The organism is Nitratireductor basaltis (genome assembly GCF_000733725.1).
In the GTDB taxonomy this organism is placed as follows: Bacteria; Pseudomonadota; Alphaproteobacteria; order Rhizobiales; family Rhizobiaceae; genus Chelativorans; species Chelativorans basaltis.
Genome location: NZ_JMQM01000001.1, coordinates 1,568,807 through 1,591,122, shown reverse-complemented (window position 1 = coordinate 1,591,122; position 22,316 = coordinate 1,568,807). Strand labels below are relative to the sequence as shown.

General features: G+C 59.7%; 21 protein-coding genes. 7 read left to right on the top strand and 14 right to left on the bottom strand.

Going from position 1 to position 22,316, the window contains the following annotated elements; genetic code table 11:
* Positions 1-53: 53 nt before the first annotated feature.
* From EL18_RS07705 to lptF, 3 genes are all read right to left on the bottom strand, one after another.
* On the bottom strand, positions 54-2,252 hold the full coding sequence (locus EL18_RS07705; protein WP_036484239.1) for an LPS-assembly protein LptD: 2,199 nt from the start codon (positions 2,250-2,252) through the stop codon (positions 54-56).
* 158 nt (positions 2,253-2,410) lie between these two features.
* Complete coding sequence (gene lptG, locus EL18_RS07700) at positions 2,411-3,496, bottom strand: LPS export ABC transporter permease LptG (protein ID WP_036481474.1); 1,086 nt, start codon at positions 3,494-3,496, stop codon at positions 2,411-2,413.
* A complete protein-coding gene (gene lptF / locus EL18_RS07695) occupies positions 3,493-4,695 on the bottom strand; it encodes an LPS export ABC transporter permease LptF (RefSeq protein ID WP_036481471.1) in 1,203 nt (400 codons plus the stop codon). Before lptF ends, lptG begins: the two co-directional genes overlap by 4 nt.
* A 282-nt stretch (positions 4,696-4,977) precedes the next feature.
* Here lptF and EL18_RS07690 point away from each other — a divergent pair, with 282 nt between their 5' ends.
* Positions 4,978-6,471: a leucyl aminopeptidase gene (locus tag EL18_RS07690; RefSeq protein ID WP_036481469.1), complete on the top strand. Its 1,494-nt coding sequence runs from the start codon at positions 4,978-4,980 to the stop codon at positions 6,469-6,471.
* A gap of 5 nt (positions 6,472-6,476) precedes the next feature.
* Positions 6,477-6,923 carry a DNA polymerase III subunit chi gene (locus EL18_RS07685; protein ID WP_036481467.1) on the top strand — a complete coding sequence of 149 codons (447 nt, stop codon included), beginning with the start codon at positions 6,477-6,479 and terminating at the stop codon, positions 6,921-6,923.
* A gap of 1 nt (position 6,924) precedes the next feature.
* On the opposite strand, the gene EL18_RS07680 is transcribed toward EL18_RS07685, so the two are convergent.
* The 3 genes from EL18_RS07680 to EL18_RS07670 form a co-directional block, all read right to left on the bottom strand.
* Positions 6,925-8,802, bottom strand: coding sequence for an ABC-F family ATP-binding cassette domain-containing protein (locus EL18_RS07680; protein WP_036481464.1), 1,878 nt, complete (start codon positions 8,800-8,802; stop codon positions 6,925-6,927).
* 115 nt (positions 8,803-8,917) lie between these two features.
* Positions 8,918-9,685 carry a hypothetical protein gene (locus EL18_RS18295; protein ID WP_051913878.1) on the bottom strand — a complete coding sequence of 256 codons (768 nt, stop codon included), beginning with the start codon at positions 9,683-9,685 and terminating at the stop codon, positions 8,918-8,920.
* Positions 9,686-9,829: 144 nt separating this feature from the next.
* Complete coding sequence (locus EL18_RS07670) at positions 9,830-10,342, bottom strand: DinB family protein (protein WP_036481462.1); 513 nt, start codon at positions 10,340-10,342, stop codon at positions 9,830-9,832.
* A gap of 151 nt (positions 10,343-10,493) precedes the next feature.
* Here EL18_RS07670 and EL18_RS07665 point away from each other — a divergent pair, with 151 nt between their 5' ends.
* Both EL18_RS07665 and ndk read left to right on the top strand, forming a co-directional pair.
* On the top strand, positions 10,494-11,186 hold the full coding sequence (locus EL18_RS07665) for a glutathione S-transferase family protein (protein ID WP_036481459.1): 693 nt from the start codon (positions 10,494-10,496) through the stop codon (positions 11,184-11,186).
* Between the two features lie 76 nt (positions 11,187-11,262).
* Positions 11,263-11,685, top strand: coding sequence for a nucleoside-diphosphate kinase (gene ndk / locus EL18_RS07660; protein WP_036481457.1), 423 nt, complete (start codon positions 11,263-11,265; stop codon positions 11,683-11,685).
* A gap of 58 nt (positions 11,686-11,743) precedes the next feature.
* Here the strand turns inward: ndk and EL18_RS07655 are convergent, their stop codons facing one another.
* From EL18_RS07655 to EL18_RS07635, 5 genes are all read right to left on the bottom strand, one after another.
* The gene (locus EL18_RS07655) at positions 11,744-12,208 is read right to left on the bottom strand and encodes a molybdenum cofactor biosynthesis protein MoaE (RefSeq protein WP_036481455.1); all 465 of its coding nucleotides are present in this window, start codon (positions 12,206-12,208) and stop codon (positions 11,744-11,746) included.
* Between the two features lie 3 nt (positions 12,209-12,211).
* On the bottom strand, positions 12,212-12,463 hold the full coding sequence (gene moaD / locus EL18_RS07650; protein WP_036481453.1) for a molybdopterin converting factor subunit 1: 252 nt from the start codon (positions 12,461-12,463) through the stop codon (positions 12,212-12,214).
* A gap of 5 nt (positions 12,464-12,468) precedes the next feature.
* Positions 12,469-13,059 carry a CDP-diacylglycerol--glycerol-3-phosphate 3-phosphatidyltransferase gene (pgsA, locus tag EL18_RS07645; protein WP_036481451.1) on the bottom strand — a complete coding sequence of 197 codons (591 nt, stop codon included), beginning with the start codon at positions 13,057-13,059 and terminating at the stop codon, positions 12,469-12,471.
* 85 nt (positions 13,060-13,144) lie between these two features.
* Entirely contained in the window at positions 13,145-15,100 is a 1,956-nt protein-coding gene (gene uvrC / locus EL18_RS07640) for an excinuclease ABC subunit UvrC (protein WP_036481449.1), read from the bottom strand.
* Complete coding sequence (locus EL18_RS07635) at positions 15,097-15,858, bottom strand: SDR family oxidoreductase (protein ID WP_036481447.1); 762 nt, start codon at positions 15,856-15,858, stop codon at positions 15,097-15,099. The genes uvrC and EL18_RS07635 overlap by 4 nt, the downstream gene beginning before the upstream one ends.
* A 345-nt stretch (positions 15,859-16,203) precedes the next feature.
* Between EL18_RS07635 and EL18_RS07630 the strand changes: the two genes are divergently transcribed.
* The gene (locus EL18_RS07630) at positions 16,204-16,878 is read left to right on the top strand and encodes an outer membrane protein (RefSeq protein WP_036481445.1); all 675 of its coding nucleotides are present in this window, start codon (positions 16,204-16,206) and stop codon (positions 16,876-16,878) included.
* Positions 16,879-17,309: 431 nt separating this feature from the next.
* Complete coding sequence (locus EL18_RS07625; protein WP_036481443.1) at positions 17,310-17,966, top strand: outer membrane protein; 657 nt, start codon at positions 17,310-17,312, stop codon at positions 17,964-17,966.
* 73 nt (positions 17,967-18,039) lie between these two features.
* On the opposite strand, the gene EL18_RS07620 is transcribed toward EL18_RS07625, so the two are convergent.
* The 3 genes from EL18_RS07620 to EL18_RS07610 form a co-directional block, all read right to left on the bottom strand.
* The gene (locus EL18_RS07620; RefSeq protein WP_051913874.1) at positions 18,040-18,726 is read right to left on the bottom strand and encodes a ribonuclease T2 family protein; all 687 of its coding nucleotides are present in this window, start codon (positions 18,724-18,726) and stop codon (positions 18,040-18,042) included.
* Positions 18,726-19,181 carry a hypothetical protein gene (locus tag EL18_RS07615; protein ID WP_051913871.1) on the bottom strand — a complete coding sequence of 152 codons (456 nt, stop codon included), beginning with the start codon at positions 19,179-19,181 and terminating at the stop codon, positions 18,726-18,728. Before EL18_RS07615 ends, EL18_RS07620 begins: the two co-directional genes overlap by 1 nt.
* A 76-nt stretch (positions 19,182-19,257) precedes the next feature.
* A complete protein-coding gene (locus tag EL18_RS07610) occupies positions 19,258-20,112 on the bottom strand; it encodes a 23S rRNA (adenine(2030)-N(6))-methyltransferase RlmJ (protein WP_036484229.1) in 855 nt (284 codons plus the stop codon).
* 87 nt (positions 20,113-20,199) lie between these two features.
* Between EL18_RS07610 and EL18_RS07605 the strand changes: the two genes are divergently transcribed.
* Complete coding sequence (locus EL18_RS07605; protein WP_036481441.1) at positions 20,200-22,302, top strand: molybdopterin-containing oxidoreductase family protein; 2,103 nt, start codon at positions 20,200-20,202, stop codon at positions 22,300-22,302.
* Positions 22,303-22,316 lie beyond the last annotated feature (14 nt).

The window sequence follows — 22,316 nt, the reverse complement described above, 5'->3', positions numbered from 1 at the left end:
ATTCATGGTCCTGTTTGCCCCCCGGGTGCGGCGAAAGCGTGACGATCGTCCGCTTAATTGCTGAACCCCGTTACATCGCTCGAAGTCGTGCCGAAATCGCCGATCGTGCGCAGCGAAAGACTGACACCGAAGGTGTTGTCGGCCTCGTCATCAGCCGACGAGCGCGACTGCGAAAAAGTCATCGTATAGATAAAGCACTCGTCATCATAAGCAAAGCCGATCGAGTTCTTCGCCAGGAAATTCTCTTCAAGATCGTAGGTGCCTGAAGCGAAAGCCCGCCAGTTCTCATGGAAGCGCAGCGATGCGCTGCCGCCGACCTCGCGGCGGTCCTCATCGAAACCGTAGTCTTGCTGAGCCTGGATGAAGGTATAGTTTGCCGAAGCCGTAACCGGGCCAACCGTGGCACCCGCACGAACATCCGTGCGGCGGACCTCGAAAGTTTCCTCGTCGAAGCGTGCGCCAAGCGAGGCTGCAAAGCCGCTCGGGCCTCCAAGGCCGACCATTGCCACATAGTCCGATCGATCCGTCTCCAGCCCGGAATTGGCGCCTGCATAGACCATGTCGGGGCTGGCAAAGGAGTTTACGCCACCCAGATGGTAGGACTGCCCGAATACCCCGTGAGCGGTCCAGCCATTGCCGAAGTCGCCGGAGTATCGAATGCCGACATTGGCACGCGTGCCGCCCTCGATCCGATCATAGCCGGAGAACTTGTCGCGCTCGAAAAGTGTTGTGGCGTCAAAGACCAAGCTCTGCGCGTCTTCGTTCGGGATGCCGATCGTATCGCCGTAAGGCTCGTCGGGCCGAGCAAAGATCTGCGCCATCGGCTCAAACACATGGCTGCCGCCGGCACCGGCAAAAAGGATCGGCCAGCGTGCTTCCAGGCCGGCAGTCGCAATGCCGCGGAAATAGGAGGATTGCACATCGGTGCCGTAGCCATTTGCAGCGGCAAAGCTGTTGATCGAGGCGAGGGACTGATCTTCGTAGTCAGCAAAAATGCCATCACCACGCGCATGAAGGATTGGTGTGAGCACAAGCCCCTGCTTGGTCGTGAAGCTGCGCTTCCACTCAGCTTCCGCCGTCAAGCGACCCGATTTGCCCGCAAGGCCCTGCAGCTTGTCGACGGCCATTTCCTCTTCGCGATAGATGCCTTGGCCGTTCACGTCGAAACGAAGCTGTCCGCCTGCAACGGACCGATCGAGCGTGCGCGTATAGTCGAGGCTTGGCAGAACCCAAGGCTGCTGGTCCTGAAGCTTGCTGCTTTCGCTGTCCACCTGCTTGTGAAAGCGGAAGGCCCGCAGATCAAAATAGTTCCGGTCGTCCAGCCCCGTCAGATAGACTTCGGACACCTCGGTTGAGGAGGAGAAACCTTCGATCCCGTAGGTCTTCGAAAAATTCCGGTCGCTCTGGGCCATCACGTCCCAGCCGAAGCTCCAGCGGGGATTGATGCTGAAGGAGCCTTTGGAGCCGATCATGCCGCGTTCCACGACATTGGCGTCCACTTCGTTCGCGCCCCATTCTTCCGGGCCGTTCTGGCTGATGCCCGCGATCTTCAGGCTGTATTCGCCATTGTTGAAGCGCTGACGCCATTCGGCTTCGCCGAGAAAACCCTGCTTCGTGTAGCCGGTAACCGAGACGGTCAGATCATAGGTCGGCGAAAGCGCGAAATAGTAGGGCACCTTCAGGCCGTAACCTAGCTCGCTGCCGCCCTTGATGCTGGGGATCAGGAAGCCGGATTTGCGCTTCACCGTCGGGTCGGCAATCTCGAAGGCCGGCAGGAAAGCAATCGGCATGCCGAAGAACTCGAAGCGCGCGCGCTCAAAGCGCACCGTCTTGGCTTCGCCGTTCCAGACGATCTTCTGCGCCTTGATCTGCCAGAGCGGAGCTCTGTCCGGCTTTTCCTCGCAAGGCTCACAGGCCGTGTAGACCGCCTTGTTGAAGGTGGTCAGGCGTCCTTCGCTGCGCTGGGCGCTTTCTGCCGCGAAATAGGTTTTGTCCGGCGTTTCCACGCGCAGCGCCTGGACGAAACCTTCGGAGAAATCGTCGGTGACGTCGATCTGCTGCGAGGTGATGCGGTTGCCGCTCTTTTCGATGATCTCGACATTGCCGCTGGCGATCACGCGCGAGGTGGCGCGGTCATAGGTGACGCGCTGGGCAACAAGTCGATTGCCGGCATATTCGATCTGCACGCCACCCACTGCGCTGATCGTGTTGCGGTCATTGTCATAGACAAGCGTGTCGGCCATCAGCAGCATCTGCGCATCCTGCGGCAGATCGCTGGCGTCGACGAGATCGGATTGCGCCCAGAGCGATTGGCTTGCACTGACAAGCGCAATCAACGCAACGCCGGCTATCGCTCGGCGTCTACGCACTGAACCGGTGGTTCTGCGGCCCCCATTTACCGCTGCCCCCACTATCCGTCCTCCCTGTACAATAGGAATGTCACTCCGAAGAACATCGCAACCAGCACAGGCGTCCAGGCAGCAATGAAAGGTGGCACGAATCCGGCGCTACCAAACGCCTTCACCAGAACCGAGGTGACATAAAGCAGAAACCCGGCAAAGACGCCACCCAGAATAACCGTCGCGGACTGTCCCATTCGGGCAAAACGCATTGAAACCGTTGCCGCAATCAGCGCCATCGCAACGAGGAGTGGCGGCAATGTCACAAGTGAATGAAAATGCATGGCAAAAGCGTTCGCACGCAGCCCCAGCGTTCGCGCGACCTCGATCTTCCCCGGCAGTTCGAAGATCGAAAGTGATTCGGGAAGTGTGAGCCGCTCGCCCACATATTCCGGCTGCAGGTTCGTCTTGATCGAGAGCGTTTCGACAGCTTCGGGTGCAGCCGTGCCTGCACGCCTCGTCGCGCTCTTCACCTCCCAGAAACCTTCGCGCAGGAAGGCTCGCTCGGCATCGATCCGCTCCACGATGTCGCCGTCCTCATCAATGCGGATGAAAACCGGACGTACCAGGGTGCGGCCCTGGCTGAGCGCTGCATCGGCGCCGATGATCGTCTCGGTTTCACCCGTGCGCTGCTTGAGCCAACGCTCGTTCTCGGCAGTGGCGCGCGTGTTTGCCCCGCGAACCTGTGCCTCAAGCTCCTGAGCCTTCGAGAAACCGGCAGCGGCAATCGGATTGAGGATCAGGACTGCAGCAAGTCCAAAGGCAAAAGCGCCCAGCGCGATCGGCGTCAGGAACTGCCACGCCGAAATTCCCGCAGCGCGTGTGACGACCAGCTCATATTTGCGGTTAAGGCTCACAAGCGCTGCCATGGCGGAGATCAGCCCGACAAAGGGGACCGCCTGCATCATGATGATGGGTAGCTGGAGCAGCGCCAGACCGAGCGCCCATTGCGGGGAAAATCCTTCAAGCTCGCTGAAGCGCGCAGAATTTTCGGTGAAGGTCACGATGAAGACGAGGGCTGCTATTCCCGCGAAGTTCCAGCCGGTGATGACTGCGAACCGCCGGAAGAAATAGCCGCCAAGGGTCCAGCCGATCATGCGCGGCCTCCATCGGGTCTGACGCGGCCGACGAGGCGCTGCCAGAAACCACGCAGAATCTCGTTGTTGCGCCGAATGCGCGCCAGCAGCTTTTCGGTCCAGCTTGTCGGCAGCTCCATCACGCGGCTGGTAGCGATGAACCAGGCCGAGATCAGCATCATGCCGATCGGTACCACATAGAGCAGCGCTGAGAAGGCAGGCATCTTCTCCGCCTCATTTGCGGCTATGAAGCCAGCCCAGCGTACCAGCAGGCCAATCGCGATCGTCGTAACCATCGGGTGGAGCCGTGCCTCGCGGAAGGAGCGCGCGTCACCTGCAACCGCGATGCCGATCAGCGCGAAGACTATGGGGTAGAGCCATTCCGTCATGCGCTGATGCAATTCGGAGCGGAATGCCTGCGGATTGGATTTGTAGAACGGGTCGTCGGGATCCGGGTTCACAAGGTAGAAGAAGCCACGATCTTTCGGGTAAAGTGTCGGCTCCCCGCCGCCTGAGGTGAACTCGGACAGATCTATCGCATAGGATTCGAACCGGATGACCGACACGTCGCCATTGGCCGCCTGCCTGTGCACCTGGCCGTCCCGCATGACAAGAATGCTGCCACCTTCCCGTTCCAGGCTTGCACCTCGGCGCGCATAGTAAAGCAGCCGCATCGCGTCATCGCGTGAATCCGCTACGAAGATGCCGCCAAGCTGGCCACCTGGAAGGCGCTCGGAAACCTGGACAAAAAGCCCGTCACCGACCTTTTGGAATGCACCTTCCTGAAGCACGGTGGTGATGAGATTGGCGTTGGAGTCCGCAATCGTCTGGCGCATCGTCTGGCGGGAATAGGGCTCGACGATGTTGTTGATGAAAAAGGCAAGAAGACTTGCGACTACGGCCACGATGAGGATCGGCCGGATAACCGTGGTCTTGGGGCTTCCCGCAGCGCTTATGACCACAAGTTCCGAATCCGCATTCATCGTGGCAAGCGTCTGTGCCACACCGATACCGACCGCAAAGGGCATGATGATCGGAATGACCGGCGGCAGCGCGAGGAGGGCGACGAAGAAGAAGGTCGCCGCCGTCTGTCCGCTGCTCGTCACCAGATCGAGCCGGTTCAGCACCTGCGTGGTCCACACGATGAGCAGAACCCATGCAAGCGAAGCCGCAAAAATCGCAACCGTCCGGCGCAGTATATAGGCTTCGATCACATTCATTTAGTGCGTCATATCCCCGGCATCTGTGCAATGGCGAAAGGAGAAACCGCCCTTGTGGCCAATTTCTGTCCCCGAATTCAAGATTTCGCCAGCCCTAGTCCCGGCGACAGCATCGCGTGGTTAGGCTAACGAAGCGACAAGGAACGCGGTTAACAGATTCTTGTCAGACCGCCAGAGAACAATTGACGCGGCTGGTCCAGAGCTTTCCTGACGCCCACCCCTTGTCAACTTGGGCAAAAACCCCAAGATCAGGCAACCCCATAATTTACGACAGGACATTTCATGACCGATAGAGCTTCCGTCTCATTCGAGAAAATTGCCGCGCCCAAAAAGGGCAGCGCCGTCTTGCTGGTTCCCGAAGGTGGCGCGCTGAGCAAGGCTCAGAAAGCCTGTGATCCTGCCGGCGCTCTCAAGCGCGCTTTCGCAGCCGCTGACTTCAAGGGCAAGTTCTGTTCGGTTTGCGAGATTCTGGCCCCGGAAGGCTCCGAACTCGACCGGATTCTCGTCATCGGTGTCGGCACAAGCGATGACCGCAACGAGGAAGCATGGCTCAAGATCGGTGGCCATATCGCGGCCAACGCAAAGAGCGCGAAGAACATTTCCGTCATTGCCGATATCGAAGATGTCGACGCAGGTGCCGATGAGCTTGCAGCCGTCGGCATGGGCATCATCCTGCGCTCCTATGTCTTCGACAAGTACAAGACGAAGAAGGACGAGGACAACGGCAAGTCCGACGCCCGCAAGACCGCATTCACGATCCTGAGCGAAGATGCGGATGCGGCAGCCAAGGCGTTCAAGCGCGCCGAAGGCATTGCCGATGGCGTGATCCTCGCGCGCAACCTCGTCAACGAACCTGCCAATGTGCTGGGGCCGGTGGAGTTCGCGCAGAAGGCAGAAGAGCTGGAGAAGCTTGGCGTCGATGTGGAAATCCTCACCGAGAAGGAGATGAAGAAGCTCGGCATGGGCGCGCTGCTCGGCGTGGCTCAGGGGTCGGTCCGTCCGCCGCGCATCGCTATCATGAAGTGGAATGGCGGGAAGAAGAAGGAAAAGCCGGTTGCCTTTGTCGGCAAGGGCGTCGTCTTCGATACCGGCGGCATTTCCATCAAGCCGGCCGGCGGCATGGAAGACATGAAGGGCGACATGGGCGGTGCGGCGGCTGTTGTCGGCGTGATGCACGCTTTGGCCGCCCGCAAGGCGAATACCAACGCGATCGGCATAATCGGCCTGGTGGAAAACATGCCGGACGGCAATGCGCAGCGCCCCGGTGACATCGTCACCTCGATGTCGGGCCAGACCATCGAGGTCATCAACACAGATGCCGAAGGCCGCCTCGTCCTTGCGGACCTGCTTTGGTATTGCAACGACCGTTTCGAGCCGAAGTTCATGATCAACCTGGCGACCCTGACCGGAGCGGTTATCATCGCGCTTGGCAATGATCATGCAGGCCTCTTCTCCAACAATGACGAATTGGCCGAAAGGCTTCATGCATCAGGCGACGTCACGGGCGAGAAGGTCTGGCGTCTGCCGCTCGGCAAGGCATATGACAAGCTGATCGACACCAAGAATGCCGACATGAAGAACACCGGTGGCCGCGCTGCCGGTTCCATCACCGCGGCCCAGTTCCTTCAGCGTTTCGTCAAGGATACGCCATGGGCGCATCTCGATGTTGCAGGCACCGCAATGGGATCGCCCAAGTCGGAAATCAACGAATCCTGGGCTTCGGGCTTCGGCGTGCGCCTGCTCGACCGCCTGGTTGCCGATCACTACGAGAGCTGAAGCGTTTGGACGTTCTCTTCTACCACCTGACCGAATCGACGCTGGAAGACGCGTTGCCCCCGCTCGTGGAAAAGAGCCTCGAGCGGGGCTGGCAGGTGGTCATCCAGACAGGCAGCGAAGAGCGCCGTGATGCGCTCGACGCACATCTTTGGACCTATCGGGAAGAGAGCTTTCTGCCGCATGGCACCGACAGGGAGCCGGAAGCAGAAAGGCAGCCGGTTCTCCTCACCGTGGAGAGCGCCAATATCAATGGCGCCTCCATCCGCTTCCTCGTCGACAGCGCGGAGCCGGGGGAACTGGAGGGCTATGAACGCGCCTGTTTCCTGTTCGACGGTCACGACTCGATGCAGCTTGAGGCCGCGCGCCGACACTGGAAGACCATGAAGTCTGCCGGTCATGCCGTCACCTACTGGCAACAGTCCCCGGAAGGGCGCTGGCAAAAGAAGGCGTAACCTATCCCGCCATCGCCTCTTCATAATCGCCGGAAAGCTGAAGCCACAGCTCTTCCTGCGTTTCCAGCTTTGCACTGAGATCCGAGCGTTCCTTGGCCAATGTCGAGACCTTCGCCGGATCCCGCTCGTAAAGTGAGGGATCGGCCATCTCCGCCTCGATTGCGTCGATGCGCTTGCGAAGACGCTCCATCAGACCTTCAGCCATCTTGATCTTCTTGGCGAGGGGCTCGAGTTCCGCGCGCTTTCGCGCAGCTTCACGCCGCTTGTCGGCCTTGGACGCCTTGTCAGCCTCGCGCTTCTCCTTGCGCTGTGACGCGCCGCCCGTCATCAAAGCGCGGTAGTCGTCCATGTCGCCTTCGAATGGTTTCACCGTGCCCTTGTCGACGAGCCACAACCGGTCGGCGCAGGCTTCGATCAGATGGCGGTCATGGCTGATCAGGATGACGGCACCGTCGAAGTCGTTGAGCGCTTCTGCCAATGCCTGCCGGCTGTCGATGTCCAGATGGTTGGTCGGCTCGTCGAGGATGAAGAGGTGAGGGGCGTCCAGGGAAGACAGCCCCATCAGAAGCCGCGCCTTTTCGCCACCGGAAAGGTCACGCGCGGGCGTGTCCATCTTTTCCGTGGCAAGACCAAACTGGGCAACACGAGCGCGTACCTTCGCCTCCGGCGCTTCCGGCATCTGGCGTCGCAGATGTTGATATGCGCTTTCGGCAGGCCGCAGGTCGTCCATCTGGTGCTGCGCGAAAATCGAGACCTTCAGACCCGGTGCCAGCGTCAGCTTGCCGGCCTGCAGGCCAAGGCGCCCGGCCAGAAGCTTCGCGAAAGTGGATTTGCCGTTGCCATTCGCGCCAAGAAGGGCAATGCGATCATCATGGTCGATACGCAGATTGAGCTGCTTGAGCACCGGCTTGTCATCGGCATAACCCACCGCACCGCTTTCAACCGCGATGATAGGTGAGGCGACAACCTTCTCCGGGCTTGGAAAATTGAACGGCGCGACCTGCGTCAGCACATTGGCCGAGATGACCTGCATCTTCTCCAGTGCCTTCAGTCGCGATTGCGCCTGTCTCGCCTTCGATGCCTTGGCGCGGAAGCGGTCGACAAAGGACTGCATGTGCTTGCGCTTGGCATCCTGCTTCACCCGCATCTTTTCCTGAAGCTCTGCCTTCTCGGCATATTGGCGCGCGAACTGGTCATATCCGCCAGCCCAAAGCGTCAGCTTCCGGTTCTCAAGATGGATGATGGAGTTCACCGCCCGGTTCAAAAGATCGCGGTCGTGGCTGATGAGAAGAACCGTGTGCGGATAGCGCGACAGGTAGGATTCAAGCCACAGCGTGCCTTCAAGATCGAGATAGTTTGTGGGCTCGTCGAGAAGCAGAAGGTCAGGCTCGGCAAACAACACCGAGGCGAGTGCCACGCGCATGCGCCAACCACCGGAAAAGGACGAGGCCGGACGTTTTTGTGCTTCGGCATCAAAGCCAAGACCGGCCAGAATTTCGGCAGCACGCGCTTCCGCCGAATGCGCACCGATATCGGCAAGGCGCGTCTGGATCTCGGCGATGCGGTGCGGGTCCGTTGCACTCTCTGCTTCCGCAAGCAGGCGCGCACGCTCGACATCCGCCTTCAGGACAATCTCGATCAGCGCTTCTTCGGTGCCCGGCGCTTCCTGTGCAACCTGGCCGATACGCGTTCCGCGCGACAGGCTGATGGAACCGCTTTCCGGCGAGAGATCGCCGGTAATGGCACGAAACAGAGTGGTCTTGCCGGTGCCGTTGCGGCCGACAATGCCGGCTTTTGCGCCGGAGGCGAGTTGGACCGTGGCGTTTTCGATGAGCAGCCGGCCAGCCACGCGCAGTGAAAGGTCATTGATTGAAAGCATGATTGCGCGGTTGTGGCTGAGCCGCGCCCGACTTGCAAGAAGCCAGTTTCACGCATGAGCACAAAAAAAGGCCGGCAGGTTGTCCTGCCGGCCTTCGTGGACAAATGCTGCGGAACTACTGCAGCGCCTTGCAAAGCTGAACGAGGTTCCAGTCATAGGCATTCGGATCGATCAGCACGGACTGGCAGCGCTTCTTATTCTGCATGATTTCTGCCCGGCTCATGCGCTGGATGATCTGATTGTTGGAGTTGTCAGGGTTCTTGTTCCCGCCAAACAGACCGCCAAGGAAACCGCCGCCTCCATTGCCGCCGCCGGCACCGCCAGTCCCGCCGCCGCCGCCCGCATGGCCGCCGCCGCCGCCAGTGCCGCCACCGCCAGTGCCGCCAGTGCCGCCACCTCCGGTGCCGCCGCCGCCAGTGCCGCCACCGCCGCCGCCGCCGGAGCCACCACCGCTGCCTCCGATCGACAGTGCGGCGCCAGCACCGATGCCGCTACTTCCACCGACTGAAGCCGTGACACCGGTGTCGATACCGCGGCTGCCGCCGACATTTGCATTCACGTCCGCGTCGATGCCGCTGCCGCCGCCAACTGAGGCATCCGCATCGGCCGTTATGCCGCGGCTGCCACCAACGGATGCGTCGGCATCTGCGGTGATACCACCGCCTCCACCGACGGATGCACCGACATCGGCATTGACGCCTTTGCTTCCGCCAACCGAAGCGCCGACATCGGCGTTCAAGCCGCCGCTGCTTGACTTGCCGAGGCTGACACCAACGCTGGTGTTCCCGACTTTCACATCAAGTGCCTGTGCTGGCATTGCCAGCCCGGCTGCAATCAAGCCTGCTGCTGTTGTGGAAAGTAGCGCGTTGCGAATGATGGACATTTCAGTTCTCCCTTGCTGTTCGAACTTCGCTGCACATTAACGGTAGCGTTCACTTGCGGTCCGCCCAGCAAGGGTTGCGGTTATGGTTTAGAGAAAATTTCGGGGAAAATTGCAGTTTGAACGGAATATGAAGAAGTCTGTAACCTATTGTTTCCCCATGCCCTCCTGCGTCCGCAGATAGAAGATGAGGTCCATTGGGGGCGGCTCCTTGCCAAGAACTGACAGGATCATGTGCGCCTGGCCGCGGTGGTGGGTCTGGTGGTTGAAGAAATGCGTGAGTGCGGGTGCAAGCGGCTGGGTGATCTGGGTCGGGCTGGAAATGGTGCGATAGGTGATGGCTTGTCCAAGTTGCGCATCCTCGAGCCCTTGCACGTATCGGATGATCCGCGCATCTTCTCTCTCGCGAGCCTCGTGAAGATCGGCAAAAGCGGGGTAGGGGATCGCATTCAGGGGACCGGAGGTCTCCTGCGCACCGGTAAATCGAACCAGCCAAACCCTGTCGGCGATGAGTATGTGATTGAGGGTGCCGCACATGGATTTGAAGAAAGCGCCCACATTCCGGCTGAATTCATCCTGGTCAAGTGTTTCAACCGCATTGTAAAGCACCGTGTTGGCCCAGCGATTATAATGGGCCAGCATCTCGAAATGGCGTTTCATCCCGTGCATCCTTTCAGGCTTGCGTGGCTCAATCATAGCGGGTGCCGGTCACCAAGGTGATTGAAATATGCTGATGCGGCCTGTCTAAGGAATTCATCCATTGGCAGGTGGAGCCGGCGCAATGTTGATTTGCAGGGAAGTGGGGGAAGCAATGAGCATCAAACTTTATGACCTTGTCGGACATGACGAGAAGCGTCCCTTCAGTCCCCATTGCTGGAAAGTTGCCTTCGCGCTCGCCCATAAGGGGCTGGAGTTCGAATCTGTTCCGGCACGCTTCCGCGACATCCAGTCCCTGGAAGACGGCGCTTCCAGAACTGTACCTCTCATCCGGGATGGCGAGCAGGTGATATCGGAATCCTTCCGCATCGCGCTTTATCTCGATGAGGCCTATCCCGACCTGCCACCGCTGTTCAAAGGCGAGGGAACAGTGCCACTCACCCGCTTCATCGAGCGCTGGGCACACCAGACCGTCTATGCCCAAATCGCGCGGATGATCCTTGGGGATCTCTTCGCCATATTGGATGAAGGTGACCGGGAGTATTTCCGCAAGACACGTGAAGCGCGTTTCGGACAGAAGCTTGAAGATGTGCCGGTAGGTCGCGAGGAACGTCTGCCCGCTTTCCGCGCTTCTCTGGATCCGCTGCGCAGCATGGTGGAACGCCAGGCATTTATCGCAGGGGAAGAACCCTGCTTTGCCGATTACATCATCGCTGGCGGGTTTCAGTGGGCGCGTGTCTCATCCTCATTCCAGCTTCTGGAGACGGATGATCCCGTGGCGGGGTGGTTTGAACGTTGCCTTGATCTGTATGGGGGATTGGCAAGATCGATTGCCGCTGCCGCCTGATCGCCCTTCACAGAGGCCGCACTCCCCGCTATAGAGCCGCCATCTCTCTTTCCCCCATTCCAAAAAAGGAAAAGCAATGGCGATCGAACGCACCTTCTCCATGATCAAGCCGGACGCAACCAAGCGCAATCTGACCGGCGCCATCGTCAAGATGTTCGAGGACAACGGCCTGCGCGTCGTCGCCTCCAAGCGCGTCTGGATGAGCCGCCGTCAGGCAGAAGGCTTCTACGCCGTTCACAAAGACCGTCCGTTCTTCGGTGAGCTGGTCGACTTCATGTGCTCCGGCCCGACGGTTGTTCAGGTTCTCGAAGGTGAGAATGCAATCGCCAAGAACCGCGAGATCATGGGTGCCACCAATCCTGCTGATGCTGCAGAAGGCACGATCCGCAAGCTTTTTGCAGAGTCCATCGGTGAGAACTCGGTTCACGGCTCCGATGCTCCGGAAACCGCTGCCGAGGAAATCCGCTACTGGTTCGCCGAAACCGAGATCGTCGGCTGATCGGTTTGACCGACTGAACATGAAAAAGCCGGGGGCGCTGCCTCCGGCTTTTTCATGTTCAGACCTTCCAGCGGCTGAGCGCCTGTTCGTCCTGCGCCTTGGCTTCCACCCATTCACCCGTACGGCCGTCCCTGAGATGCTCCTTCTTCCAGAAGGGCGCATTGGATTTCAGATAGTCCATCAGAAAATCCGCGGCCTCGAATGCTGCGCGCCGATGTGCTGAAGCCGCCGCCACCAGCACGATATTCTCGCCAGGCATTATCCTCCCGAAACGGTGGATCACGGTCAGTGCCTGCAGATCCCACCGGTCAATGGCTTTGCGGGCAAGTTGTCCGAGCTCTTCTTCCGCCATTCCGGGGTAATGCTCAAGCTCCAGTGCCGCCAGCTTTCCGCCTTCGTCCCGGCAAAGCCCCGTGAAGGTGACGAGCGCGCCGATATCGCTGCGGCCATCGCGCATGCGGTCTGTTTCCGCCTCAAGGCTGAAATCTTCGCGCTGAACCTTGACTAGCGGCGTCACGGACATGGTTCAGCCGCCTGTCATTGGCGGGAAAAGCGCAATCTCTCCGTCGGCGGGCAGGCGAGTGTCATGTGTCACATGCCTGTGGTTTACCGCCACGCGGATCACCTGGCGCTGTTCAAGTGCCGCTGCATATCCGTCGCCCCGGTCGGCAAGCCAGTCCAGAAGCCCGGCTATATCGGTCACTTCGTGCGGGACCGAGATTTCTTCCTCGTTCTTCCCGATGCGCTCGCGAACCCAGGCGAAATAGACCAGCTTCATGGAAACTACTCGTCGATGATGTGTTTCAGGCCCGCGCGGAAATAGTCATAACCCGTATAGAGCGTGACCACCGCGGAGATCCACAGAAGCACGATACCTGCCTGAGTGATATAGGGCACGACTTTGTCGCCGGCGGGACCAACCAGCAGGAATCCGATTGCGACCATCTGGATCGTGGTCTTCCACTTGGCAAGCTGCGTTACCGGCACGGAAACCTTGAGTGCGGCCAGATATTCACGCAGGCCGGAAACCAGGATTTCACGGCAGAGGATGATGATGGCTGCCCACAACGTCCAGCCTGCAATCGTGCGGTCGGTATCAGCGGCCAGAAGCAGCAGACAGGATGCGACCAGAAGCTTGTCGGCGATGGGGTCGAGCATCTTCCCGATATTCGAGGTCTGCTGCCAGCTGCGCGCCAGATAGCCATCGAAATAGTCCGTGATGCTCGCGCCGATGAAAATGGCCAGGGCTGACCAGCGGGCAAAGTCGCTTGATTGCAGGCGGCCTTCGAGGAAGAAGCACAAGACGATTGCCGGCACCGCAAGGATGCGGGCATAGGTCAGCAGATTTGGAAGATTGAAAGCACGTCCGGACATCGATCTGGCTTCTTTGAGAAAGGTTATGTCGTCAAATCAGGTGCAGCGCTGAGGGTCAAGCGTGCGAGGCACCATACGGGCCATCTCAGCCGTTTTCGTGAAAATGTTCATAGACGATCCGTGCGGTGGATTCCGATATGCCCTCGACGGCCATAAGATCTTCCATGCCCGCGCGGCTGACCGCCTTTGCCGTGCCGAAATGGTGCAGAAGCGCGCGTTTGCGCGTGGGACCAATTCCGCTGATCTCGTCAAGCGGGTTCTTGACCATCTCCTTCTTGCGCCGCGCGCGGTGAGAACCAATGGCGAAACGGTGCGCCTCGTCGCGCAGGCGCTGCACGAAATACAGAACCGGGTCACGCATGGGCAGCGTGAAGGAAGGCTTGTCTTCCATGAAGAAGCGCTCGCGGCCCGCATCACGATCCGGCCCCTTCGCGATGCCAATCGCCGTCACCGCGTCACTGACGCCCAACTCGTCGAGAATGGCGCGAACCGCACTCATCTGCCCTTGTCCGCCATCGATGAGGATGACATCGGGCCAGGCGGGGAACCGCTCGTCATCACCACTGTCCGCGCCGGGTTTCGGCAGGCCTTCTTCCTTCAGGAGCCGGGAAAAGCGCCGCTGCATCACCTCGCGCATCATGCCGAAATCATCGCCGGGCGTGATGTCGGTCGAGCGGATGTTGAACTTGCGGTACTGGTTCTTCACGAAGCCCTCGGGCCCCGCCACGATCATCGCGCCCACGGCATTGGTGCCCATGATGTGGGAGTTGTCATAGACTTCGATGCGGCGCGGTGCCTGTTCGAGGCCGAAAGTCTCCGCGAAGCCCTGCAGAAGTCGCGCCTGCGAAGATGTTTCGGCAAGGCGCCGCCCCAGTGCCTCGCGCGCATTTTGCAGCGCGTGACCAACAAGATCCTTCTTCTCGCCCCGCTGCGGGCGCGAGACGCCGACCCGACGCCCGGCCTTGGTCGATAGCGCCTCCTCCAGCAGTTCGCGCTCTTCCAGTTCGTGCGAGGTCAGGATCAGACGAGGGCAGGGCTTGTCATCGTAAAACTGCGAGAGAAACGCGTTCAGGACTTCTCCTGCTTCCATATCCGGATCGGCCTTGGGGAAATATGCGCGGTTGCCCCAGTTCTGGCCGGTCCGGAAGAAGAAGACCTGGATGCAGCTTTGTCCGCCTTCCTGGTGGATGGCGAATACATCTGCTTCCTCGATGCCTTGCGGATTGATGCCCTGATGTGCCTGCACATGGGACAGGGCCGCCAGGCGGTCGCGATAGATCGCAGCACGCTCGAAATCCATGTCGTCAGAAGCGGATTGCATGGCCGCTGCAATCTCGGACTTCACCTTGCTCGACTTGCCCGACAGGAAGGCCTTGGCTTCCGACACAAGTTCCGCATAACCCTCTTCGCTGATTTCACCCGTACAGGGGCCGGAACAGCGCTTGATCTGGTAGAGCAGGCAAGGTCGCGTGCGCGTCTCGTAGACGGAGTCGGTGCAGGTACGCAGCAGAAAGGCCCGCTGCAACGAGTTGATCGTGCGCCCGACAGCGCCGGCAGAAGCGAAGGGGCCAAAATATTCGCCCTTTCGCGAGCGCGCACCGCGATGTTTGAATATGCCGGGTGCCGGATGGTCGCCGGTCAGCAATATGTATGGAAAGGACTTGTCGTCGCGCAGAAGCACGTTGAAGCGCGGGCGCAGGCGCTTGATGAGATTGGCTTCAAGAAGAAGCGCTTCGGTCTCGGTTCGGGTGACGACGAATTCCATGGAAGACGTCTCACGGATCATGCGCACGATCCGGTTCGAGTGGCCGCGACCCTGCGCATAATTGCTGACGCGCTTCTTCAAGCTGCGCGCCTTGCCGACATAAAGCACGTCGCCGGCCTCATTCATCATCCGGTAGACGCCCGGTGCGTTCGGCAGGCGTTTGACGACAGCCTGAATGGCTTCGGCACCCTTCAGGCCGCTTCCCTCATCTGCCGCATCCCACGAGATCTCACTTGTCGTGACCGGGACAGTCGTCTTGTCCTCAGCCTCACTCATGCACCGTCTTCCTCGGCATCCGGCGTCTGCCATGCGAGATGCTGGCCGCCGTCGAGAGCGATCATTTGTCCGGTGATCGAGGGCATTCGCCACAGATATTCGACCGTTGCCGCGAACTCCTTGAGTGCGGGGCCACGTTCAAGAAGCAACGCCTCTGTCTGCCTCCTAAAACCGTCATCGTCCTGCTTCTGGTTGGGCAGGGTGGGACCGGGGCCGATGGCGTTCACGCGGATGTCGGGGGCCAGCGCCTGCGCCAATGTCCGCGTGGCCGTCCACAATGCGGCTTTCGAGAGCGTGTAGGTGAAATAGCGCGGCGTCAGCTTCCATACCCGCTCGTCGATGATGTTGACGACGAGGCCCGGCTTTCCATCAAGCTGTCTGGCAAAGCTGCGCGTGATGAGCGCCGGGGCTTTCACATGCACGGCCATATGCGCATCGAAACCGTCATCATCGAAATCATGCACGCTGTCTTCCTCGAAGAGCGAAGCGTTGTTCACGACGACCGAAAGGGGCCCAAGGGCATATTTTGCTTCTTCTACAAGGCCCGCTGCAGAAGCCGAATCGCTCAGATCAGCCTGAACGGCGGCGGCGCGTCCGCCTTTTGAGGTGATTTCGCGCACGACTTCTTCGGCGGCTTCATGCGATCCGTTATAGTGGACAGCCACACCGAAACCCGAAGCCGCAAGATCCAGCGCCATCGCCCGTCCGATGCGCTTGGCAGCGCCGGTTATGAGAATATTTTCTGCTTTGTTCTGCATGGGCCTAATGTGTGCGACTGAAGGGGCTGCGGCAAGGTGTCGGTTAGGCTGTTTTAAGCGAGGCCTTCCAATCACGCCAGAATTGCAGCTGCTGGTTCTCATATTCAACTGACAGAACCGGCGTCAGACCGTGTCTGCAATTGTTTATCCGACCATAAAAAGCCCTGCAATTGCCGCAAAATGTCCAAGTTTCAAGCAGGCTTTCGCAACCAATCAGCCCCAATCGCGACTCATGCTCCATTCGAGGCGTTTCGCCCGACCAGTTTGATTATCTCGTCTTTCGTAAAGCCAGATCATTGCCGGTTTCCGACCGATTGCGGCCACGCCGCCAAGGAGTTTTTAGAAATGAACATCAGCAGACTTTCCGCACTTGCTCTTTCCGCAGCTGTCACCGTGATTGCTGCTCCCGCGGCTCTGGCCGCCGACCTTGTCATCTCTCCACCCGATCCCATACCCGTGACCCCACAGCGCACGGTGCCGCTCGTGGTTCAGCCGACAGCCGCCTGGGGTGGCATGTATGCGGGTATCTCCGGTGCTTACACATTCGGCCAGCTGGATGAGAATTTCGGTGGCACCAGCATCGATACCGACGGCTATGGCGGTGTCGGCTTCGTGGGCTACAACTGGCAGCGCAGCCGCTGGGTCTTCGGTGCCGAAGCCGATGTGGGCTACACGGCCGACGAAGTGACTGAACAGGGCGTCACCATCGAAAGCGGTCTCGATGCCAGCTTGCGGGCGCGTCTTGGCTATGCGCTCAGCGATCGCATCATGATCTACGGTACGGTTGGCGGTGCCTATGGCGCACCCACCATCACCACTGCAGATGGCGAAGTGAGCGAAGACATGTTCGGCCTGACCTATGGCGGTGGCGCGGAGATGAAATTCGGTCGTCGCCTGTTCGGCCGTGTCGAATATCGACATGTGGCACTCGAAGCGACCGATGTCTCCATCGGCAACAACAGCTACGAGTTCGAACAGCAGAACAACAAAATAATGCTCGGCATCGGCATGCACTTCTAAGCCTGACTCCTGAGGCGGACCGAGCGGGGGCAGTCGCACCGGCTGCCCTCATTCATCCACTCGACCGAAGGGGCATTTCTTTACCTTCTCTTAGCCATGTTGCCTGCTTTTTCCGCTGCACCTGAACTTCCGGAAGTTTATCCGGCTGTCCGGCATGCGGTACCGCCTTCGAGCGATCACCCATAAAACCAGCCCCGCAGGCCCCTGTTTTGTTGGCATTTTTGCAACAGGTGCATGACCAAACCGTTCTGAAGCCATAAGGTCAAATTTGAGGCCAGTTCTAGCCACGTTGCCGCCACCTTTATCGTGATTTTCTGCAGTCACTGGCGGAACCGCAGCGCATCTTGATCATTCAGGTTGCTGCGGAGGGGCGCAGAAGGATGCGAGTTGTGCATCCGATCTTGGAACATCTTGGCTAAGGAGTTCACATAATGGCCACTAAGAATTTCGCGCTGTCGGCTGCTGCCGCAGCACTTCTCACCGTAGCAGGTGTTGCTTCTTCTCAGGCCGCTGACGCGATCGTGGACGTTCCACCGACGCCACCTGCAGCGCCGATGGAAGTTGCTCCGGTTGCTTCCTGGGGCGGCTTCTATGCCGGTCTTCAGGCTGGTTACGGCTTCGGCGGTGACGCAACGGTCGATGGTGCCGAGTATGACATTGACGGCTTCGTTGGCGGCGCATTTGCCGGTTACAATGTTCAGTCCGGTCCTTGGGTATTCGGCCTTGAAGGCGACGTGAATTATAACGGCATCGAGACCGATACCGCAGCCGCAACCGTTGAAGGCGGCGTTGATGGTTCGCTGCGTGCACGCGCTGGCTATGAAGTCTTCAACAACGTCCTGCTTTACGGTACCGCCGGTGGTGCAGCTGGTCGCTTCGAAGCTTCGCAGGGTGGTTTCTCTGACGATCAGACCCACCTCGGCTGGACTGCAGGTGCAGGCACCGACGTTAAGTTGACCGAGAAGAGCTTTGCTCGTCTTGAATACCGCTACACCGACTACGGTAGCGAAACCTATGACCTTGCAGCGCCGACTGAAGTCGACGTCAACAGCCACAAGGTTATGGTTGGTTTCGGTATGCAGTTCTAATCCTGACAGATCAGAAGCTTAACGAGGAAAAGCCGGGCCATGTGCCCGGCTTTTTCTTTGTCTGAACGGTTTTTCAGCGGCCGCGTGTGGGCGGAAGAAGAACCTTGTCCAGCCGGCAGTCCTTGCGGTCAACCTCGCGACAGCTGCGGAAATCAAGCTCTTCACTCAGGCAGATGCGAACTTCGCGCATCATCCGTTTGCCGCAGGTGACAGCGATTGCATCGCCGGGCAGTTGCGGATTGGCCTTGCGAAAGGCCTCTTCGATGCTCTCAGGCGTGGCCATGATGGGCTTGTCGACACTGTCGAACACTTTCGGCACCTTCACCCGTTCGCGTGCCTTGCGAAGAAGCCGGAAATACTCTTCCTGGCTCGCCCCGGTGCAGGAGCCATGCTTGCGCCATTGATGGCCGATGAGGCCGGCCGAAGGCATCAGATCTCGCAGATCATCCACCAGCCGGTTCGGCACGCGGTCCGGTTCCCGGCTGGCGCAATAGGTCGGATATCCGCTCTCCCGCTGCGGCCAAAGGCCGTGAACGATGAAGCTGTAGGGCCTCGACGTGCCACATTGCTGGCGATTCGCCCGCTCGCCCTCGCTGATGCAGTAGCTGGGCGACCAGCTAAGCGCGAGCACATAGAAGTCGAAATTGCCGGGCTGCTCCGCCTTGCGTGCCTCGGCAGCACCGCCCGAAATGGCGACCGCGCAGGCGAGCAGGAGAGGGCGAAGCAGCCCGCTCCTGAGGCTGGGAAATGAACGGGACATCAGCGCAGAACGCGGCACCAGTTGTTGTAGACGTTCCACCGGTCGAAGCCCGCCACGCAGAATTCCACATTGTCGCCTATGGAAGCGAAGCCCTGACCATATTCGATCAGATACCAGATGGACCGGTTGGAGCCGTCGGAAAGCTGCGCGGTGCCCTGGCAGTAAAGGCGCTCGATCGGGCTGTTTTCGGTGGCCGGAAGATGGCGCGTGATGCTGGTGTTGTAGATCGCCGCAATGTCCACATCCGGCAGGTGAGGTACATGGGTGACCTGGTAGCGGAAATTCTTCTGAATGACCGCGTGCACCTTCTCATGCGCGCACACGCTCGTCTCGACGATCGCACCCGGTCCGACAAGGTAGTCGGCGGCCAGAGCCGGCGAGCCTGCGATGGAAACGGTCAGGCCAGCGCCGACAATGAAGTTGGTCAGAAGTCTTGAGATACTGCGGCGCGGCATGGGTCAAACTCCGTGAGAAGGCGCGGTTCTTCGCCTCGAATTGTTATGGTCAATCTTTAACAGCAGCTTGTCAGCGTCAAGTGTTGGCTTCATCTGCAAGACGCGTGACGCTGTATTCACCTTTGCCGCCTTCGCTCAACGCATCATGCAGAAGCGGCAGAAGCTCGTTCAGTTCCGATTCGAGAATATAGGGCGGATTGACGATGACCATGCCCGTGCCATCAAAGCGCGGCTCACTGCTTTCATCCCGCACGCTCAGCTGCACATCGATGATATCCGCAATGCCGCTGTCGCGTAGGTCGCGATGAAACTGAGCTACCGCCTCGCGGTTCTTGATCGGATACCAGAAGGCAAAGATCCCGCCGGGCCACCGCTTGTGCGCCTTTTCCAGGCCCGTGACCATCCGCTCGAACTCGCCTTCCTTCTCGAAGGGCGGATCGATCAGAACGAGCCCGCGCTTTTCCTTCGGCGGCAGATGCGCACCAAGCGCCAGCCAGCCATCCAGATGGATGACACGCACCTGATGGTCGCCCTCGAAATTGCCGGCCAGAACACCCGCATCGGCTTCGTGCAGTTCGATCGCTGTCAGGCGGTCCTGCTTTCGAAGGAGATGGCGGGTGACGAAGGGCGAACCGGGATAATGCGAAATCTCACCATCCTGATTCAATGCCTCAACCGCATCCAGCAAGGGATTCAGAAGATTCGTCTTTTCGCGAATGTTTGAAGTCCTGATCCGGCCAATGCCGCCCTGCCATTCGCCCGTGCGCTGGGCTTCATCCGAGGAAAGATCATAGATGCCCAGTCCCGCGTGTGTATCGATCACGCGGAAGGCTTTGTCCTTGCGCTGCAGATAGGCGATGATCCGCGTCAGGATCGCGTGCTTGACCACATCGGCAAAATTGCCTGCATGAAAGGCGTGGCGATAATTCATGATCTGCACCCGGTCTTGCGCGAAATGAGAGACGTCTTTGTGACTGTGGCTCTACGCTCTGCGCTGCAAATAGGCTAGTCTCGCCCCATGAACACACACGCAAATATCCGCATCGCCCATTCGGCCTGCCCGCATGACTGCCCGTCCACTTGTGCTCTCGATATCGAGATCAGGGATGGCCAGATTGGTCGCGTCCACGGCGCCAAGGACAACAGCTATACCGCCGGCGTCATCTGCGCCAAGGTCGCCCGTTATGCCGAGCGGGTCCACCATCCCGACCGGCTGTTGAAGCCCAAGGTGCGGTCCGGTGCGCGCGGCGAGGGTGCCTGGAAGGAGGCAAGCTGGGAGGCCGCGCTTGACCTCATCGCCGAGCGCTTCCTGAAGGCGGAAGCGGAATTCGGCGCGCAAAGCGTTTGGCCCTATCAATATGCCGGCACGATGGGGCTAGTGCAGCGCGATTCGATCCACCGCCTGCGCCATGCCAAAGGCTATTCGAAGCAGTTCGATACGATCTGCACCAATCCGGCCTGGACCGGCTGGATGATGGGAGCGGGCGCCCTGCGCGGCTCCGATCCGCGCGAAATGGCGAAATCCGATTGCGTTGTCATCTGGGGCACCAATGCGGTCGCCACGCAGGTCAATGTGATGACCCATGCAATCAGGGCCCGCAAGGAACGCAGCGCGAAGATCGTGGTCATTGATGTCTATGACAACGCGACCATGAAACAGGCCGATCTGGCGCTGGTCCTGAAACCGGGAACCGACGGCGCGCTGGCATGCGCGGTCATGCATGTGCTTTTCCGCGAGGGGCTTGCCGACCGCGACTATCTCGCACGCTATACCGACGACCCGGCAGGACTTGAGGCGCATCTGCAATCGCGTACTCCCGAATGGGCGTCAGCCATAACCGGTCTGTCCATTGCGGAGATCGAGACCTTCGCGCGTCTGGTCGGCGAGACGAAGCGCACATATTTCCGTCTTGGCTACGGCTTCACCCGCAACCGCAATGGCGCGGTGAACATGCATGCGGCCCTTTGCATTCCCGCTGTAACCGGTGCGTGGGCCTATGAGGGTGGCGGCGCATTTCACTCCAATTCATCGATCTTCGGCCTCGACAAATCGCTGATCGAAGGCCACGCCTATGCCGATCCCAATGTGCGCTCGCTTGACCAGTCACAGATCGGCCGCGTTCTGACCGGCGATGCCGAAGCGCTTCACGGCGGCCCGCCGGTCAAGGCCATGCTGATCCAGAACACCAACCCCGCCAATGTCGCGCCGGAGCAACGATTGGTGAAACAGGGGTTGATGCGCGATGACCTGTTCTTTGCCGTCCATGAGCAGTTCATGACCGACACGGCATTGCTCGCCGATGTTGTTCTGCCGGCGACCATGTTTGTCGAGCATGACGACATATATCGCGGCGGTGGTCATCAGCACATTCTGCTCGGGCCGAAAATCGTGGATGCGCCGGGCGAGGCGCGCGAGAACCTCTATGTGATCGAGGAACTGGCCAGGCGCCTGGGCGTGGATCATCTCGAGGGATTCGGGATGAGCGCGCGCGAACATCTCGACTGGATGCTGGACAAGAGCGGCCTTGGAAGTTTCGAGAGCTTTCGCCATGACCGCTGGGCGGATGTGCAGCCCGATTTCGACACCGCGCACTTCATCAATGGCTTCGGTCACGCGGATGGCAAGTTCCGTTTCCGCCCCGACTGGACGAACACGCCGTCCCCCAACCGCCCGCCCGAGAGCATCGGCGTGCAGGGGCAGCATCAGGCCTTGCCGGAATTTCCCGACCATGTCGCGCTGATCGAGGAAGCGGATCCCGAACATCCCTTCCGTCTGGCAACATCGCCCGCGCGCACCTTCCTCAATTCCAGCTTTACCGAGACACCGGGCTCGAAGAAACGGGAAGGGCGGCCGGAGCTGATGCTGCATCCCGAAGATGCGAGCGCCCTCGGGGTGGAGGAAGGCCAGCGCGTCGAAATTGGCAACCGCCGTGGCGAGGTCGTGCTTCACGCCAGACTGTTCGACGGAATGCGCCGCGGCGTGGTCATCGCCGAAGGCATTTGGCCGAACCATGCGCATGAACGTGGCGAAGGCATCAATGTGCTGACTGGAGCAGACTCCATCGCGCCTTATGGTGGCGCTGCGTTCCATGACACGAAGGTCTGGCTGCGCGCGCTGTAAGAGGGGGCAATGCC

Bases quoted from the DNA above. Each gene is read 5' to 3' on its own strand.
- EL18_RS07705 (WP_036484239.1), bottom strand. From the start codon at position 2,252: ATGCTGCTGATGGCCGACACGCTTGTCTATGACAATGACCGCAACACG.
- lptG (WP_036481474.1), bottom strand. From the start codon at position 3,496: ATGATCGGCTGGACCCTTGGCGGCTATTTCTTCCGGCGGTTCGCAGTC.
- lptF (WP_036481471.1), bottom strand. From the start codon at position 4,695: ATGAATGTGATCGAAGCCTATATACTGCGCCGGACGGTTGCGATTTTT.
- EL18_RS07690 (WP_036481469.1), top strand. From the start codon at position 4,978: ATGACCGATAGAGCTTCCGTCTCATTCGAGAAAATTGCCGCGCCCAAA.
- EL18_RS07680 (WP_036481464.1), bottom strand. From the start codon at position 8,802: ATGCTTTCAATCAATGACCTTTCACTGCGCGTGGCTGGCCGGCTGCTC.
- EL18_RS18295 (WP_051913878.1), bottom strand. From the start codon at position 9,685: ATGTCCATCATTCGCAACGCGCTACTTTCCACAACAGCAGCAGGCTTG.
- EL18_RS07670 (WP_036481462.1), bottom strand. From the start codon at position 10,342: ATGAAACGCCATTTCGAGATGCTGGCCCATTATAATCGCTGGGCCAAC.
- EL18_RS07665 (WP_036481459.1), top strand. From the start codon at position 10,494: ATGAGCATCAAACTTTATGACCTTGTCGGACATGACGAGAAGCGTCCC.
- ndk (WP_036481457.1), top strand. From the start codon at position 11,263: ATGGCGATCGAACGCACCTTCTCCATGATCAAGCCGGACGCAACCAAG.
- EL18_RS07655 (WP_036481455.1), bottom strand. From the start codon at position 12,208: ATGTCCGTGACGCCGCTAGTCAAGGTTCAGCGCGAAGATTTCAGCCTT.
- moaD (WP_036481453.1), bottom strand. From the start codon at position 12,463: ATGAAGCTGGTCTATTTCGCCTGGGTTCGCGAGCGCATCGGGAAGAAC.
- pgsA (WP_036481451.1), bottom strand. From the start codon at position 13,059: ATGTCCGGACGTGCTTTCAATCTTCCAAATCTGCTGACCTATGCCCGC.
- uvrC (WP_036481449.1), bottom strand. From the start codon at position 15,100: ATGAGTGAGGCTGAGGACAAGACGACTGTCCCGGTCACGACAAGTGAG.
- EL18_RS07635 (WP_036481447.1), bottom strand. From the start codon at position 15,858: ATGCAGAACAAAGCAGAAAATATTCTCATAACCGGCGCTGCCAAGCGC.
- EL18_RS07630 (WP_036481445.1), top strand. From the start codon at position 16,204: ATGAACATCAGCAGACTTTCCGCACTTGCTCTTTCCGCAGCTGTCACC.
- EL18_RS07625 (WP_036481443.1), top strand. From the start codon at position 17,310: ATGGCCACTAAGAATTTCGCGCTGTCGGCTGCTGCCGCAGCACTTCTC.
- EL18_RS07620 (WP_051913874.1), bottom strand. From the start codon at position 18,726: ATGTCCCGTTCATTTCCCAGCCTCAGGAGCGGGCTGCTTCGCCCTCTC.
- EL18_RS07615 (WP_051913871.1), bottom strand. From the start codon at position 19,181: ATGCCGCGCCGCAGTATCTCAAGACTTCTGACCAACTTCATTGTCGGC.
- EL18_RS07610 (WP_036484229.1), bottom strand. From the start codon at position 20,112: ATGAATTATCGCCACGCCTTTCATGCAGGCAATTTTGCCGATGTGGTC.
- EL18_RS07605 (WP_036481441.1), top strand. From the start codon at position 20,200: ATGAACACACACGCAAATATCCGCATCGCCCATTCGGCCTGCCCGCAT.